This is a genomic window from Flavobacterium sp. (genome assembly GCF_024710485.1).
Classification (GTDB): domain Bacteria; phylum Bacteroidota; class Bacteroidia; order Flavobacteriales; family Flavobacteriaceae; genus Flavobacterium.
In genome coordinates this window covers 141,546-159,173 of the sequence record NZ_JANJUQ010000023.1, presented here as the reverse complement: position 1 = coordinate 159,173, position 17,628 = coordinate 141,546, and the positions used below count along the sequence as shown (strand labels likewise).

The following is a 17,628-nucleotide window of genomic DNA, read 5'->3' as shown; positions in this document are numbered from 1 at the left end:
GAAATATTATAAATAAAAAAACCTCTCAATATTGAGAGGTTTTCTTTAGTACCCGGAGTGGGAATCGAACCCACACTCCTAAGAACACGAGTTTGAGTCGTGCGCGTCTACCAATTCCGCCATCCGGGCATTTCCCAATTCGGATGGTTTAGTTAATTTTTAGAAAAAATTAATTAAAGTTATGCCATCCGGGCATTTCCAAATTCGGATGGTTTAGTTAATTTTTAGAAAAAATTAATTAAAGTTATGCCATCCGGGCAAGTTCTTTTCGGAAATCGTTTGGTGATTTTTAGAAAATCAGACAAAACTTGAAAACCGTGCGGAACACTTTTGGTGTTTTGTGGGTGCAAATGTAAATAATTTTTTCTCATATCCTCAAAAAAATAGACAAAAAAATGCTTTCAGAGTCGGATTTAATTTCTAAATTTGCACCGCATTACAGCAACACACAACTAACTAACTACATCCGAGGCGTTTATGCTTACCGGCTTTTGGAGTTCCAAACAGCAAAAAAGCAGCAACACATCGGAACTAAACAACAAATTACAATGTCGCATTTAGAACCCGAAGCAAAGATATTTGCCTGTTCCCAAAGCGTCTATCTGGCCGAACAAATAGCTAAAAACTATGGTGTGCCGCTGGGTAAAGTTACGTTCTCAAAATATAGTGATGGCGAGTTTCAGCCTTCGTTTGAGGAATCCATAAGAGGATTACGCGTTTTTATTGTTTGCTCTACGTTTCCGAGTGCCGACAATTTAATGGAGCTATTGTTGATGATTGATGCCGCTAAACGCGCTTCAGCCCGACACATTACTCCGGTAATTCCGTACTTTGGATGGGCCAGACAAGACCGTAAAGACAAACCTCGTGTGCCGATTGGTGCCAAATTAGTAGCCAAATTATTGGAAACTGCCGGCGCTACCCGAATCATGACCATGGATTTACACGCCGATCAAATTCAAGGATTCTTCGAAAAACCGGTGGATCATTTGTTTGCCTCGACTATCTTTTTACCATATGTAAAAAGTTTACAGTTGGAAAACTTAACCATCGCGTCTCCGGATATGGGCGGTTCGAAAAGAGCCTATGCCTATTCTAAATTTTTAGAATCGGATGTGGTCATTTGTTACAAGCAACGCAAAGCAGCCAATGTAATTGACACCATGGAACTGATTGGAGAAGTAAAAGGCAGAAATGTGATTTTGGTAGACGACATGATTGACACCGGAGGAACCTTAGCCAAAGCTGCGGATTTGATGATGGAGAAAGGAGCACTTAGCGTGAGAGCCATTTGTACACACGCGATACTTTCGGGTGAAGCGTATGAGAAAATTGAGAACTCTAAGTTATCAGAATTGATTGTAACCGATTCAATTCCGTTAAAGAGAGAGTCGAACAAAATAAAAGTGGTGAGTTGTGCACCGCTCTTCGCCGAAGTAATGCACATGGTGCAACACAACAATTCCATCAGTGGTAAATTCCTGATGTAGTTATTTGAAGTTTAGTAGAGATTGCGTTAGGGATTGCAGCAAGTACCGTGTACTGCGGAAGGCCCGACCCGAAGGGAAACGCCCAGCCGAGCCCAAAAAGCGAACGGAGCGAAGCTAAATGATTATCGGAAAGTGTGACAACAGACAACCGATAACTAACAACGAATTTTTTATTTATTAACTATATATTTTTACAATGAAATCGATTACGATTAAAGGACAAGAAAGAGAAAGCGTAGGCAAAAAAGCAACGAAAGCCTTACGTGATGCTGGAATGATCCCTTGCGTTATTTACGGAGGAGACCAACCAGTACATTTTGCAGCAGAAGAAAAAGCATTCAAAGGATTGGTTTACACTCCAAACGCTCACACTGTTGTAGTTGATTTGAACGGAAAAACGTCTAACGTTATTCTTCAAGACATTCAGTTTCACCCGGTGTCTGACAAAATTTTACACATTGATTTCTTCCAGTTGAACGACAACAAAGAAATCATCATGGAAGTTCCTGTGAAAATTACAGGTACCTCTCCGGGTGTATTGTTAGGAGGTGATTTACGTTTGAACCAAAGAAGATTAAAAGTGAAAGCTTTACCTAAAAATCTTCCTGATTTTGTGGAGGCTAACATCTCTGAATTGCAAATGGGTAACAAATTATACGTTACCAAATTGGAGACTAACAACTTCAAATTGATGCACCCGGACAATACTGTGGTTTGTCAAGTGAAGATTTCACGTGCCGCTATGAAAGCCGCTCAAGAAGCAGCCAAAGCAGCCAAAGCTCCGGCAAAAGGAAAGAAAAAATAATTCATTTCCAAGTTATAGTGAAAGCCTCGTTGAAAAACGGGGCTTTTTTTATTTAGAAGCGCATGTAAAATCGCTGTTCTTTCCCCGAATTACACAAATTAGCACAAATTAAATTCGTGGAAATTTGTGTAATTCGTGGCTAAAAAATTCACATTACTCAAGCAACGAAAGCGATAAATTAGTTTAATTTTGCCTCATGAAATGGTTAACTAAACTCTTTGCCGGTAAACCCAAGGAGCACAATACAAATATGAAAAAATACCTTATCGTTGGTTTAGGAAATATCGGGGCTGAATATGTGAATACCCGTCACAATATTGGTTTTAAAATTGTAGACTTTGTAGCCCAACAGCAAGGCGTATCGTTTGAAACCGCTAAACTGGGCGCTATAGCCGAGTTCAGTGTTAAAGGCAGAAAACTAATCCTTCTGAAGCCTAACACCTATATGAACCTCAGCGGTAAGGCCGTCCACTATTGGATGGAGAAAGAGAATATTCCCAAAGAAAATGTATTAGTCATTACCGACGACTTAAACTTGCCTTTCGGCACCATTCGCATTAAAGGCAAAGGCAGCGATGGCGGTCATAACGGTTTGAAAAACATTCAACTATTACTAAACACTACCGAATATCCGCGCTTTCGCTTTGGTATCAGTGACCAATTTAAAAAAGGCCAACAAGTCGATTATGTTTTAGGGGAATGGACCGAGGAAGAAAAAGCCAAATTACCCGAACGCTATGAAGTGGCTAAGCAAATCATCGAATCGTTTGCTTTGGCTGGATTAAATAATACCATGAACAGCTTTAACGGCAAATAAAAAAGGGAACCGAATTGGTTCCCTTTTTTTATGAAATTACAATGAATTACTCAACCGCAATTCGCTTTACAATTTTATTCACCCCGTCGGTAACCGAAACCAGATAAATTCCGGTTTGCGCGTTACTCAATTGGATGTTTTCATTGAAAGCTCCTTCATTGTTGTAAGTGTTTTCAAATATCTTTCTTCCTCTCATGTCAAATACAGATACTTCAATTTCTGAAGAAGCCGCATTTGAAAATTGCAAAGTAAAGTTACCATTATTCGGATTAGGGAAAACTTTAAAATCAGCCAAACTATTTTCCGGCGTATCTAAGGTAACTGTTACTGAACACACCTCTATAGACCAATTGCCAATAGAACCGGTATCTCCTATATAATTATCATTAGCCAACAACCTCCATGTTCCGTTCATTGGCTTTCCGTTCAAAGTAGACAAAGCAGAAGCCGGTGCAAAAGTTCCCGTTAAGTTAGGGGCACAAACAATAGCCGGAGAAGCATCATTAAACAAGACATTAAATCCGGTAGAAGTTTGGTTACAATTTCTGTTTAATAAAGCCACCTGTGTTCCATCAGGATGATTCATGGCTACTATCAAATCCCAGAAATAGGTATGTGTTCCCACCACGGTAACATTAACATCTGAAATGGTTCCCGTAGCCGGTACCGAAATTGTTTTTTGAGCTGTAGCTCCGGCAACATTGGCAGCCAAACCGTCAGGAATATTCAATACAGTATTATTACTGTAAGTATTACACGTAGATGTATATGTATACCCTAAGGCAATATTTTTAGACACCGCATAGAAAATGTTACCTACTGCTTCAATCATAATTCTGCAATTAGGAGCAGGTGTTGAAGGTAAAGTGATAGACTGAGACCCATCGTTAGGCGTATTGGAAACCAAAGTGGTAAAAGTTGTTCCACCATTGGTAGAAAACAAAATATTAACATTAGCTGTATTAATTCCGCTTCCGGTTGTCCCTGCTACATTCCAAGTCACTGTTTGGGTTGAGCCCGGAACCCATGAAACGTTTTCTACAGCAGGATTAGTGATTGCAAAAGCCCCTCCGGCATCAACAACATTTACATTCATAATACCGGTATTGGTTTGACCTCCACCCAAAACATTGTCTCTAACGGTAAATGAAAATTGCATTGCTCTGGGCACAGTTGAAACAGTTTCCCAAATATTAACCAATTGGCCATTTAAAACATTTTCAAAAGGCGGCATGAAACGAACCGGAGAAGAACTTGGTATTCTTGACCTCCAGTTTGGCCCATCTGTTTTAGTTGGCGAAGGGAAAGTAGAAGTACCTCCAACGACAGTAGCATCATTATTTTGCTCCCAGCAATAGGTTAGTGTTTGACCGGCAGTATCAGAAGCTGTCCCGGTTAATTTAAAGGCGGTTCCTACAGGAATAGAATAATTTAGTCCGGCAGAAACAGTTGGTCTTGGATTAGTAGACGCTATATTAGTAGATACCGGACAAGTTTTACCGGATAAATTAGTTTGGATTTGCAATATACTTCTGTAGGTGAAATAATCATCAGAGTTGTTCTGCATATCCGTACCGCCACCACCAATTCCGGCATAGGCCATAATGGTTGATCCGCTTCCCGGCTCCATATTTACGGCATTATTTTCTCCGGTGTGGGTAAAGGTATGATTGGCTCCCATTTGGTGACCCATTTCGTGCGCTACATAATCAATATCAAAAGTGTCTCCCATAGGAACACCGTCAGCAGGAGAAGTATAACCACTTCCTTTAACACCATTCACACAAACACATCCAATGCATCCTGCAAATCCGCCGCCGCCGGTAGATCCAAATAAATGACCAATATCATAATTAGACTCCCCGATTACACTGGTCAAAGTATTTTGCAGTTCGGAACTCCAACCTCCCATGTTGCTGTAAGGATCAGTACCGCCATTGGTATAAATTACAGCTGTATTGTTAGCAATTATAATTAATTTCACTGCCAAATCTCTTTCAAAAACACCGTTGCAACGGGTCATGGTGGCATTCATAGCCGCTAAAGCTCCGGCAACTCCACCGTGATAAACACCATATTCGCCTGTACAAGACAAGGCCAAACGCATAGTTCGGTACACTTGATCATTGGATTGGGTAACATTGGTAATGCTTTGGCGTAATCCGCTTTCCATAGCCACCTCTTCGGTAGAACACACAAAAGGTAAAGCTGATTTGGTTCTTGTTTTAGAATCAAAAACCACATATACCGAACGGTCTTTGGTGTAAGGCTCAATATACTCTGAACCGTTGTCAGCTCTAAACACCATGGTTTGAATACCTTGTGGAGAAAAGCTTAAATTTAAAATGGCAGTAGGATCGGTAACTCCTTTTCCTACATAAGCTCTGATATCAGGAAACTGAGCCTGTAATTCAGGCGCAAAGTTTGACGATTCCCAAATCAAATAAGTCTCAAACTTTCCTTGCGTATTAGGCAACTGAATTTCAACACCGGCTTGTCCGGACCCTCTTTCAGCAACATTAGCAAGTATTTGTTTGAATTGTACCGCATCAAACTGCAGTAATTTTTGGTTTTCAGAGTAGGTCACTTCTCTGATTTTTTCTGAAGTAATTACCTTATCACTGTTCAGTATTTGCCAAGCATTGTTTCGTTGTCCTGAAACACTTGACACTGAAGTGATAAAGAGCACTAAAAGTAAAATTTTTTTCATTGTGGATTGGTTAAATAAAACGTTGTCAAATATAGCCATCTTTCAAGAATTTACAAAGTTTAGTGTTGATTTTGAATTTTTTTTACTTATTTTTTAAAAACCTTCTTGTTAAAACTGATTATTTCAGATTATTCCTTATTTTCAGTTTTAAGTGTGATAAAATTATCATATTTGGTTTCTAAGGCTTATTTTTGTGCCCATATCGTTTTTTCTCTTGAAAATAGTCCATTCCATAGCATCTTTTGTTACCAAAAAACCCACCGTGGTTACTATTGGCACTTTTGACGGTGTACACTTGGGTCACCAAAAAATTGTAAGTCAAGTTACCGAAGCAGCCAAAATCAATGATTGCGAAAGTTTGGTATTAACTTTCTTTCCACACCCGAGAATGGTGCTACAGGAAGGAACTGAAATGAAACAACTAAACACCATCGAGGAAAAAACAGCGCTTCTGGACCAACTTGGTGTAGATTATTTGGTAATCCATCCATTTGACAAAACATTTTCGCGTATGACCGCCGAGGAATTCGTCAAAGATGTTTTAGTGGATACGTTTCAGTTGAAGAAAATTTTCATAGGCTACGATCATCGTTTCGGCAGAAACAGAACAGCCGACATTAATGACCTAATAGCCTTCGGAGCTACTTACGGATTTGAAGTGGCGCAAATTTCGGCTGAAGAACTCAATGACGTTTCCATTAGCTCCACCAAAATCAGAACAGCGCTGAACGAAGGTAATGTTGACCTGGCCAATGACTATTTGGGCTACGCTTACTCCTTGACCGGAGAGGTAGTTCAAGGCCAACAATTGGGTAGAACCATCGGTTTCCCAACTGCTAATATTTTTGTAAAAGAAGACTATAAACTCATCCCGCTAAACGGCGTTTATGTAGTATACAGTGAAATTAACGAAAAAAAGGTATACGGCATGATGAACATTGGCACCCGTCCAACTGTTGCCGGGACCCAACAAACCATAGAGGTTCACTTTTTAGATTTTAATGAGGACCTTTACGGCAAAACCATTAGCGTTTCTTTTTTAAAACGTTTGCGCAACGAGCAGAAATTTCCATCTCTAGAAGCTTTGAAAGCACAACTATTTTCCGATCGATCCGAGACAGAACAGTTTATAGAAACCACAAAGTAAGACGCAAATTACTGACTTACAAAACTTTAAATATTATTTTTTGTTAATCTCAAGTTTTTGCTTAGGTTAAATTACTATCTTTGATAGTGCTATTTTGCATTTAACTTAAAACATTGCAAGATGAGACTAACCAAAGAAATCTCGAACGGTATATTGATTTTTTTCGGTATTTCGTTTTTCTTTTTGATGATGGAGCTTTTTGGCTTTTCTAAAATCATCTACCTCAGAATTCTGAACGCCGCCATTATTTATTATGGTGTTCGATGCACTTTAAAATCCAATTTTAAAGACGACGAAACCGGCTATGTAACCAACTTGATTTCCGCCGGACTAACAGCATTCATCGGTGTATTTTTAAGCATCTTAGGGTTAACAGGCTATCTTTATTTACAAGGTGGCGATGACTATGTAGGTCAGCTCTCCGGGGAATTTATTTTTGGCGGGAACCCAACTGCCAATCAATACCTCTTGGGTCTTTTCTTTGAAGGAATCGCCTCAGCCGTTATTGTGGTTTTTATAGCCATGCAACTTTGGAGAAACAAAACCTCCTCTTCCGATTAATTCCTTTCCTTTTGTTACAGTCAACATTGTAACTTACAGACAAATTACCTACTTTTGGTGCTTTATAAAATTGCACTTATGAGTATGACTAAACACAATTGGACTAAAGAAGAAATTATCGCTATATACAATAAACCTCTGATGGATTTGCTTTACGAAGCAGCCACGATTCACAGAGCACATCACGATCCTAACGTGGTACAAGTCTCCACCTTACTTTCTATTAAAACCGGTGGTTGCCCGGAAGATTGTGGGTATTGTCCGCAAGCCGCTCGTTACCACACCAACATAGAAGGCAACGATTTGATGACAGTTAGCCAAGTAAAAGCACAGGCTTTAAGAGCCAAATCCAGCGGTTCTTCCCGCGTTTGTATGGGCGCCGCTTGGCGTAATGTAAAAGACGGAGAAGAATTTGATCAGGTTTTGGAAATGGTAAGAACCATCAACAAACTCGACATGGAAGTGTGTTGCACCTTGGGAATGCTTACCGAAAACCAAGCCAAACGTTTGGCCGAAGCCGGATTGTATGCCTATAACCACAATTTAGACACCTCGGAAGAATATTATAAAGAAGTGATTTCTACCCGCGGTTTTGAAGACCGTTTGCAAACTATTGAAAATGTACGCAAAACTAATGTTACCGTTTGTAGCGGTGGTATTATCGGAATGGGCGAAAGCATTGAAGACAGAGCCGGAATGTTAGTCGCTTTATCTACCTTGAATCCGCAACCGGAATCAGTGCCGATTAACGCTTTGGTTGCCGTTGAAGGAACGCCTATGGAAGACGAAAAGCCTGTAGAAATTTGGGAAATGATTCGCATGGTAGCCACTACCCGAATTGTGATGCCAGAAACACAAGTGCGTTTGTCTGCCGGAAGAACGGAAATGTCTCGCGAAGGCCAAGCCATGTGTTTCTTTGCCGGAGCCAACTCTATTTTTGCCGGAGATAAGCTATTAACCACTCCTAATCCTGACGTAAATGAAGATATGAAAATGTTTGAAATGTTAGGATTGCAACCGCAAAAACCGTTCATCAAAATCATGCAGCCAAAAACTGTGGAAGCCGAAGATTCCCAGTACAAACCATTGGGAGAAAAGCCAAAATGGTCAAGACCTGGTCATGTTATTGAGCGTAATTTAGAAGCCTCAACTAAAGGAAAATAAGTTAACATAATCCTAAAGATTACTAATTTGTTAAGCTTTTTATAACTTTGCTCTCGGTATTTTTTACCGGGAGTTTTTTTATCTTTTATACGAACAGTCTATGTCTTTAAAACTAACAGAAATTGAACGCGTAAAAACCATTTCAAAGGAGGACTTTTACAACTTGTATGTTAAAAAGCAAAAACCGGTGGTGGTAGAACAACTAACCGCAGATTGGCCTGCTTTTGAAAAGTGGAACCTGGAATACATCAAACAAGTCGCCGGTGATAAGATAGTACCTTTGTATGATGACCGACCGGTTTCACATAAAGATGGCTTCAACGAAGCACATGCGCAAATGCAAATGAGTGATTACATCGACTTGTTGAATGCCAAGCCTACTAATTATCGTATTTTCTTATACAATTTGATGAAAGAAGTTCCGGTATTGAAAAACGATTTCAAATGGCCGGATATCGGATTAAAATTGGTCAAACAATTACCGATGCTCTTCTTTGGCGGAGAAAACTCCAAAGTATTCATGCACTTTGACATTGACTACTCCAACATTTTGCACTTCCATTTTCACGGCAAAAAACGATGTATTCTTTTTGCGCCCGACCAAACACCTTATTTGTATAAAGTCCCTCATGCCCTAATTTCGAGAGAAGACATCGATTTTGACCAGCCGGATTTTGACAAATGGCCGGCACTCCAAAAGGCGGAAGGATTGGTAACCGATTTAAAACACGGTGAAATGCTTTACATGCCCGAAGGCTATTGGCACTACATGAAATATGTTACTCCCGGATTTTCGATGAGTTTAAGAGCCTTCCCGAGAAGCTTAAGCAATCTGTCTAAAGCCGCTTACAATGTATTTGTAATGCGTCATTTCGACAATTTAATGCGCCGGTGGAAAGGGCAAAAATGGATAGATTACAAAAACGAACAAGCTATTCTCCAAACGAACAAACGCTTAAAAATCGGATAGTGACTCGAGATTTATTCTCGAAGATACCGACTTTTAAGCGTTATGCTTTTTTTATTTCCTATTAGGCTATAAGACTATTTTTTTAGTCACCGTTGCCCCATTTTCCAAAGTAACTTTCACAATTAAGGCTTGATTGCTTTGGGTAACATTCCCTCGGCTAAAGTTAAGATTGTTGATGGATTTAGCCTCTAATAATGCCCTGCCTAAAACATCATACACCATTACTTCCTTGATGTTTTCTCTTAAAGAGGTTACCGTAACCTGTCCGTTATTACCGGTAACTCTAACTGAATTGCTTAAAGTTTCCAAATCTGTATTGCCTAAGGTATTGTTAGTGTACCTGATAACAAATCGATTGTTGATGATTCCTTTATTGGCGGTAAAAGTATAAGGCGATTGTTTTAAATCGTGAATCACATTCAACGCTAAGTCTTGTAAATAAACGGTAACATCATCCACAAAAATTCCGTCGGTCTTTTTAATGGCTATCGTATGGCTACCGTTGGAAACGATATTGATTCCCATCGGGACTTGATCATTGATATCAAAAGGCAACGGACGACCCTGAATAATGAAAGGTTGTTGATCTATCAACGAATACAAACTCACTTTACCTCTAGGCGCAAAAAAGCAATCAAAAGTATTGTCTCTTCCCAAAGTAGCCGAGGTGGCATATCCCAACAAAGTAGTATCTACCTGTCCATCGGTTGTGTTGATAATATCTAACCAAATGCGGCTTTTTTCAATTACAGTTTCACTATCGGTTGAATTGGTTTCTGCCGTAGCACTTCGGAAGAAAGCTGAGTTGTTGTACACGGCGTCGTTAGTTCCTAAACGCAAACTGTTGTTAAAGGTTAGATTGTCTGCATAAGTATCAGGACCGGTTGAAAATAAAGTCCCGGCACTGTGCAGCATATTCACCATAAATCCTTGTCCGGATGCAATTTTTCCGTTAAAACTTGGTTCTGTCGAACCCAAACTATTGTACATTAAATAATCCGGCAAGTAGCTGTATCCGAAATTATTATAATACGGATTGGAGGTGTTGGACAACCCTAAACCATGTCGCCATATCCAAATGGCCGGTTCAATTTTAGTGGCGTTTAGTGCCATAAATTTATCTGCATCAATAGCTGACGGATAAGGATTTCCTACTAAGTTCCAATTATCGTCGTACTTTGTAGTTAAGGCATTGGTAGTGTTAACGGGATCGGCATCGTAATCTGCACCATTGTATGTTCCGCGCTTAATTTGCAAGGTAAACAAACCGTTATGTGGTTTCCCTTGACGGAAAGTGTGTGTAGCCGTAATTGGCGTAGCCGAACCGTTAAACGTGCGGGCAATATAGCCTTTCCCTTTCACCATTAAACCACTGGCCGGTGTCCAGTTCCCCATGGTACCGTTAGTATTGACTTGCGTAGGATTCCAAGCATAGCGCAAACCACTAGGCAAGCCGCTTACATTATAATTATCTATAGGAGCACTCCAATACACATAATCAATATGTTTGGCAGTAAAGCCTCTTCTGACTTGGAATTTTGTAGTAGTGCTGGTGTAATCTCCGGCATTGGTATCGGTATCGTTAACCTGAATCAGCTGGGCATCGTCGTCAATTAAAATGTTACCGTTATTGGTTAATCGGTTGTTCACTCGAATATAATCGCCTACACTAGCCGTCAAAGTTCTTCCTGTGGCCAGAGTCAAGTCGCCCGTAGCCACCAAATCATTCGACACCGAAGTGATGAAGTTGTTGTCCATTATTACATTGTAGAACACTTCTGTCCCCAGTGGCGCAACGGCATTGATAATTTGCGGTGTTGGTGCTCCAACAAAATGCACGGTTCCGTTACCTTCATCAAAAGCATTGTTGTTTTTATTGTTGGTCCAGTTGCCATACAAATAAAGTTGCCCATCGGCAGTAGCGTTGTTCCCGTCATTCATATCTAAAGCACCATCTGCCACTGTATTGGCGATGGTTAAATTGCCGTGAATTTCCAACTTATTGTTAGCATTACCGGATATCTCTAAGGCTTCACCGCTTAGGGTTAAATTTTTGGCTTTAGCAATGTAATTTTGATAAACGGCAAACGGTGCCGTTGCGTCTACCACTGCCTTACGATCAAGCGTATTGTCGGGAATCAAAACATCCACCGTAGCATCCGGTACTATTAAAGTATCCCAGTTTTCACAGTTGAACCAGTTGGTGTCTTTGCGACCGCTCCATCTTCCGTTGATGTATATATCGGTATCGATAGCCACTAACGTACAATTGCCTTTGTAATTGTATCCTCCGGCATCAAAAGCAGCGTTATCGGCATAGGAATCCCAGTTAGCCTGATTATTAATAGAAGCAATCCAATCAAATTTACCGTTGGTTAAAGTTGAAAAATCGGGATTGTTAGGATCGTCATATTTTACAAAACCGTCTCCAAGAGGGGCTATGGTACTGAAACATTCTTTCTGCGGATATAAAGTAGACCACTTGGTATCGCCGGAAGCTCCTCCCGGTGCCGAATCCCAGCCACTTTCTGTCCAGCCGTACAACACATTACCGGTATAGGTTGAAGCATGTGCGGTATCATTGGTCCAAACACCGCCTTGCATAAACCAAACGTCGTCGTCAGAATTAAGGTTAAAACCCCCCACACCTCCACCGGAAACAGCGGTTTTGGTCCAGTTGGTATCGATGGCTCCGCAAGTATATACGTTGTAATGTGTTCCTGACGTTACGTTGGCCGTAGTGGTTTCTATGGTGATGATGGTTCCTTTAGGTAAAACGGCTCCGGTTCGCGTAATGGTAATTACGCCTTCTGTTCCACCCCAAAGGCCGGCTGTTTTTCGCTCGTAACCGTTATCTGTAATAAATAAAGTAGTTCCCGGTAACAAATCGCGGAAACACACAAAACTGATCAAGTCGCAGCCCGAAGGTGATTCGGTATTGGTGTTAATGGCCAACACGGCTAAATCGCCCGGCGTTAAAACAGTAACCACCGAAATATCAAACAAGGTACTACCGGCGCCGGTTAAGCCAACGGCAGTAGCTCCCATGGTATAATCGGTTCCTGCAACGGTATGAATAATTCCGGTAAAAGTGGCCAATCCGCCAACAGCCGCTACAGTAATAGGCGCACTGGTCATAGTTCCGGTACTTGTTAGGCTAACGTTGCCGGTGAAATTGATATCTAAGTTACCGCAATTATCTGTAGCCGAAACCACTACGTTAGCCATGGTGCTGTTAACGCCGGTGGTAATTGGCTGTGTAGTAAACAATAACTTAGTGGCTACCATAGACAACGCATTTCTGTCGTTGGTAGAAGACTGTGCGGTAAAAGTGGTTTTTCCGGAACCTGACGGGTCAAAAGTTACATTCGCATTTGAAATGGTAAACACAAAGTCGTCGGTTTCTAAAGCTCCTGCGCCCAGCGGACATTTCAAAGTTAATCGCAATGCCAATAATTTTTGCCCGCCATCGGCTGCTGTTGTGCTAAATCCCGAAAACTGAATTTGATTAGTAGTCACAACACCATGCGCCAAAATGGTTCCCAAAGAAACATCTACCAAAACAATATCTTCTATGGCCTCATTCCAGTTGCCTATTTCGTCTGCTGGTATTTGGGTAATGATCAAATTGGTCATGATAGTTGGCAATAAATCCGCATCGGCTGTTGCGCCACCATCTCTTAAATTAAATTGCCATACTTCTACTCCATCGGTTACTGAAGCTATGGTGCCTATGTTAGTACTTGGAATGGTTAGTGGTTCAGACAAATTTACCTTTAAAATATCCGAAGCAGCACTGCCTAAACAAGTACCTGAAAAATTCAACACATAACTGGCTTCATCCGAATCGTTATTGGCAAAGGTGATGCTGCCGCTGTATGGTCCGGGAACAGTGGGCGCAAATACAATGGTAAATGTTGTTGTCCCGCTATTGGCTATCGAAATAGGATAAGTTAGCGCCGGATTTAAACTGAATGGCGGATTTCCGGTAAAGGTATTTCCGGTGATGATTAAATTTTGATTGCCTAAATTTTCTATGGTAAAAGTGACCGAAGTTGAAGCGCCGGAGGTAGTACTGGTAAAAGTATAGCCTGTGCCACCCGACGGATAACTGGTTGCGCCTTGTTTGATGTTGATCTCAGGATCGCGCAAACCTCCTGTACAATGGTTGGTAGTTGGTAAAGCTGTTATGTTAGTTAGTGTTAATGTATTACTGCTCAAAGGGCTTGTTCCGGTGAGCGACCAAGCCGTGCCGTCCCATTGTTGAGAAAGCGAAGTGGTTTGTGTACCGCTGATGTCGGCTGTCAAATAATTTGCACTGAAATCGTAAGTAGCGGTAAAAGTCCCGGCTTTGGTAATCGACCAATATCTGGAGATGAAATGCAAAGTAGCGGTCATGTTCGGGTGTTTGGCATCTACTACTGACACTCCTACATAATCACCGGTTCCTAATCCTGTTTGCGCGGTGATGTTAATGGTAGCCGGCGAGTACTCCATAGTCCCGGTTTTATCCCCAATCGGAAACACAAAACTTCCGAGGGCTGTAAACTCTTTTCTTAAAATTCCGGTGTTTTCGGCAATGATATAATTGGAAGCCCCTGCTCCCGAAATGGTAGCTGCCGCATTTAAAGTCATCGTGTTCACATCCAGGTCAACAATCCCGGCCGTTAAAGCCAAATTGGTGCCGATGGTTACCGCCGAACCCATCACTGCGGCAATAGCGCCCGAAGTACGGTTAACAGTGAAATTCGCTACGGTTTGTTGGGCAGCAGTCCCGCTAAATCGCAGGGTACCTATGGAGCCTGTTCCTAAAAGTGTTAAAGCCGAAGTAGTATTACCGCCTCTAAAGGTTCCGGCACCACTAATGGTATTGGCCAAACCGGTGGTTCCGATGGTTAATGTTCTGTTGTTGATATCGAAAACATCGCCGGCATTGCTAAAGCTGATGGCATTGCCTCCCAGCGGAGCCGAAACAATGTAAGGACCGGTTCCGATTAACTGTACCGTGGTGCTTCCCGAAGCCGGTTGGTACACCACATAAGGCAGTGTTAGCGTGGCTGAAGCCGTTACGGTTTGTGTAGTTCCGGTAAAGAATACTGCTCTGTCGTTGCCGTTAAAGGTACCGGTAACGGCTAAGTTACCACCTATTTTAATATCGTCTCCTGCGGCTTGTCCGAGGGTTAAAGTTCCGTTAACTGTAACAGCACCGCCTACTACTAAAGCACCTCCGGCAGAAACACTTCCAAAGTTCATGTGAAGTGCCGCACCCGTAGCAATATTTAAATAACCGGCCATGGCTTTAATACCTACGGCACCCGAAGCGGCTCCGTTGATGTAATCTAGCGTAGTGTTGTTTTGAATTTCAACATTATTCGGATAACCCGGTGTTACGCCTATGGTTCCTACTCCCAGAGCCATCCATTCAGCACCTCTTCCGTAGGTACCGCCTGAGAAATATCTTAAAATAGAAGCGTTGCCGTAAATAGGTGAATTATTTAAGATAAAGCCCCCGGCATTAATTCGCAGTATACCATTGGCCGTTACAGCATTGGCCGTAGCAATATTTAATCCGTTATTTAAAAGTGCTGTCCCATTTACGGTTAGAGCATTGGCCACAGTAACAACCAAACCAGCGCTCACAGTTAAGGTTCCATTCACAGGACCAACTATCATATTGATGCTTGTTGGCGAATTGGCCGAAATAGTTACGTTAAACGGCGGATTGGCTACCGGCCAAAAGGCTTGTGACGGATTAACATCATAAAGAACTCCAGTGTTGTGATTCATAGTTAACGTACTGGCCGGCCCATAAACAAAATTGTTTCCGGTGGCCCAGCCTCCGTTTTGGATGATAAAAGTTCCGTTTACGGTGGTTGTTCCGCCATTGGTGTAAGTAAACGCACCGGTAGACAAACTCACTCCGGCATTAACAACCGTAGTAGTGCCCGCACCACGGGAAATGGCGGCTGCGTTCGTTACGTTGATTACATTGTGAGCAATGATTACGTTATCGGTACTTGACGGGACTACCCCTCCTACCCAAGTAGCACCCACATGCCATGAACCGGGTATAGCGGTGATAAAAACCGGTGCGGTAATGGTTTGCGTACCGCCGGCAGTTGCGCTGCCCGATTTGGTACCCGAGGCAAACGTTAAGTTGGTATTGGCTATGGCGTTTAGGTTGATGGTACGGGTAACGGTAGCGCCCGAAGCAATATTGGCGGTAACCCAAAAATAGCCCACGCCTACCGGCAGCGACTGACTCAAGCCTGTAAAATTGAGCGTTTCCCCACTGCCGGCTGATGCCGAACTTAAGGTGCCCAAAGGCGTAGCCGACCCAAAAGTGTTTGTGGCACTGTACCAAAGGGTAAAGCCCGAAGCCGCAATATCGGCCGCTTGGTAATTGCCCGAAGTGGTAAACGAAGCCGTGTTTAAAGTAGCTACTGCATTGGCAACGGTGACTTGAAACGAAGACAAAATATGATTGGTAGTGCCTTGGCCTACGGTGTTGGCGGCGATTTGGGTGCCGTTGTCGGCTAGGGTAGCGCTTGGACCAGAAAATGTTGCCGTGAGACTTAAATTATCTATTCCTATTCCTTGCCCATTAGTTGAACCTCCCACACCCGTAAATGTCCAACACAAATAATATAATCCTGAAGGTGCTATGTTTAATCCTGTTAAGTTTACTGTTTTTGTAATAGACGTTGGTGGATTATTGATTGTAGTGTTATTGGCATCAGCAGCATAAGCCTGATCTCCAGCTGTCGCAGAAGTGTTAACTGCCGTTGAAGTTGCCCCGTGAAAAAAGGCCCAATTGAATGCTCTAGTTCCTGAGCGATACTTTTCGTAATCAAAAGTTATAGACAAATCCGTAATGTTACTTGAACCTGTATTTTGAATTGCAACAAAAATTGTTCTAGGGCTAGAATAACTTCCAGTAGTCAAAAAACCTAAAGCTCTGTCTGTTGATGAAGCTGTAATTCCATTCGCCCAATTTATACAGCCCCCCGAAGAAGTACCTGTCACAACACCCGCACCTGTTGAACCATATGCTAGATTTGTTACTGTTGTATTTGCTACATTTGTATAATCAGCATTTTGGCCAATTTTAATACCACTTGGCAATGTTGCTGTGGCTGTATTTCCAATCCCATCAAAATTTTGAGTGACTGGCGAAGTGTTCGGTATCGCAATCTGAGCAAACGAACTAACAGTTCCAAACAACACCAAAATAAACGCAACGAGTAATTTTTTTAATGACATATAACGATAATGATTCTATAGTTTCATAGTCATTAGCATTTTGTACGACACTCACAATAGTGCGCACAAAAAAAGGTCAAGCGGAATGTAGTAGAAAAATGGGCATACAAAACTACATCTAAATTAATTATTTACAAGGGGTTTATCTTAAGAAATCATCATGAAAATGTAATTTTTACGGATAATTAAATGAAAGTCTTACAAAGCGGCTTTTTGTTGCAAAATTTGTAAAAAAACGCTGTCGTATTGGTTTGAAAAACAGTGTTTTAATAAGTGTTTAAGTTGGGTTGCGGGTTTCGGGTTGCGGGTTTTGAGTTGCGGGTTTTGAGTTGCGGGTTGCGGGTTTCGGGTTGCGAGTTGCGGGTTGGTATTCAACTTTGATCTCGTAATTATCTTCCGGGCATCAACTAATTCTTTGGAACACGGATGAAACAGATACTACGGATAAACACAGATAAAAAATCTGTGTAATCCGTGTAATCTGTGGCAAAAAAAACCAAACCAATCTAACCGCTGTTATTTAGCACACGGATGAAACGGATACTACGGATAAACACAGATAAAAATCCGTGTAATCTGTGAAATCCGTGAAATCTGTGGCTAAAAAAAATCTAACCGCTGATATTGAGCACACAGATGAAACGGATACTACGGATAAACACAGATAAAAAAATCCGTGAAAATCTGTGTAATCTGTGGCA

The 17,628-nt window shown here is 41.6% G+C and carries 9 protein-coding genes and 1 tRNA gene; 7 read left to right on the top strand and 3 right to left on the bottom strand.

Annotation, left to right across the window (positions count from 1 at the left end; translation table 11 throughout):
• Positions 1–49 precede the first annotated feature (49 nt).
• A tRNA-Leu gene (locus Q0M21_RS05855) sits at positions 50–129 on the bottom strand.
• A 419-nt stretch (positions 130–548) separates the two neighbouring features.
• On the opposite strand from Q0M21_RS05855, the gene Q0M21_RS05850 reads away from it, so the two are divergent.
• The 3 genes from Q0M21_RS05850 to pth all read left to right on the top strand — a co-directional run bounded on the left by Q0M21_RS05850 (position 549) and on the right by pth (position 3,112).
• Positions 549–1,490: a ribose-phosphate pyrophosphokinase gene (locus Q0M21_RS05850; protein WP_295335608.1), complete on the top strand. Its 942-nt coding sequence runs from the start codon at positions 549–551 to the stop codon at positions 1,488–1,490.
• A 196-nt stretch (positions 1,491–1,686) separates the two neighbouring features.
• Positions 1,687–2,295, top strand: coding sequence for a 50S ribosomal protein L25/general stress protein Ctc (locus Q0M21_RS05845; protein ID WP_295335570.1), 609 nt, complete (start codon positions 1,687–1,689; stop codon positions 2,293–2,295).
• 196 nt (positions 2,296–2,491) lie between these two features.
• The gene (gene pth, locus Q0M21_RS05840) at positions 2,492–3,112 is read left to right on the top strand and encodes an aminoacyl-tRNA hydrolase (RefSeq protein ID WP_295335567.1); all 621 of its coding nucleotides are present in this window, start codon (positions 2,492–2,494) and stop codon (positions 3,110–3,112) included.
• 46 nt (positions 3,113–3,158) lie between these two features.
• On the opposite strand, the gene Q0M21_RS05835 is transcribed toward pth, so the two are convergent.
• Entirely contained in the window at positions 3,159–5,822 is a 2,664-nt protein-coding gene (locus Q0M21_RS05835) for a reprolysin-like metallopeptidase (RefSeq protein WP_295335565.1), read from the bottom strand.
• A 214-nt stretch (positions 5,823–6,036) separates the two neighbouring features.
• On the opposite strand from Q0M21_RS05835, the gene Q0M21_RS05830 reads away from it, so the two are divergent.
• The 4 genes from Q0M21_RS05830 (at position 6,037) to Q0M21_RS05815 (ending at position 9,664) form a co-directional block, all read left to right on the top strand.
• Entirely contained in the window at positions 6,037–6,969 is a 933-nt protein-coding gene (locus tag Q0M21_RS05830) for a bifunctional riboflavin kinase/FAD synthetase (protein WP_295335563.1), read from the top strand.
• A gap of 120 nt (positions 6,970–7,089) precedes the next feature.
• Positions 7,090–7,530 (top strand): hypothetical protein, encoded by a 441-nt coding sequence (locus Q0M21_RS05825; protein ID WP_295335561.1) that lies wholly within the window; start codon positions 7,090–7,092, stop codon positions 7,528–7,530.
• 78 nt (positions 7,531–7,608) lie between these two features.
• Positions 7,609–8,694, top strand: a complete 1,086-nt coding sequence (bioB, locus tag Q0M21_RS05820) for a biotin synthase BioB (protein WP_295335559.1) — start codon at positions 7,609–7,611, stop codon at positions 8,692–8,694.
• A 100-nt stretch (positions 8,695–8,794) separates the two neighbouring features.
• Positions 8,795–9,664 carry a cupin-like domain-containing protein gene (locus tag Q0M21_RS05815; RefSeq protein ID WP_295335557.1) on the top strand — a complete coding sequence of 290 codons (870 nt, stop codon included), beginning with the start codon at positions 8,795–8,797 and terminating at the stop codon, positions 9,662–9,664.
• 66 nt (positions 9,665–9,730) lie between these two features.
• Here Q0M21_RS05815 and Q0M21_RS05810 read toward each other — a convergent pair whose 3' ends face one another.
• Positions 9,731–16,927 (bottom strand): T9SS sorting signal type C domain-containing protein, encoded by a 7,197-nt coding sequence (locus Q0M21_RS05810; RefSeq protein WP_295335555.1) that lies wholly within the window; start codon positions 16,925–16,927, stop codon positions 9,731–9,733.
• Positions 16,928–17,628: the final 701 nt, after the last annotated feature.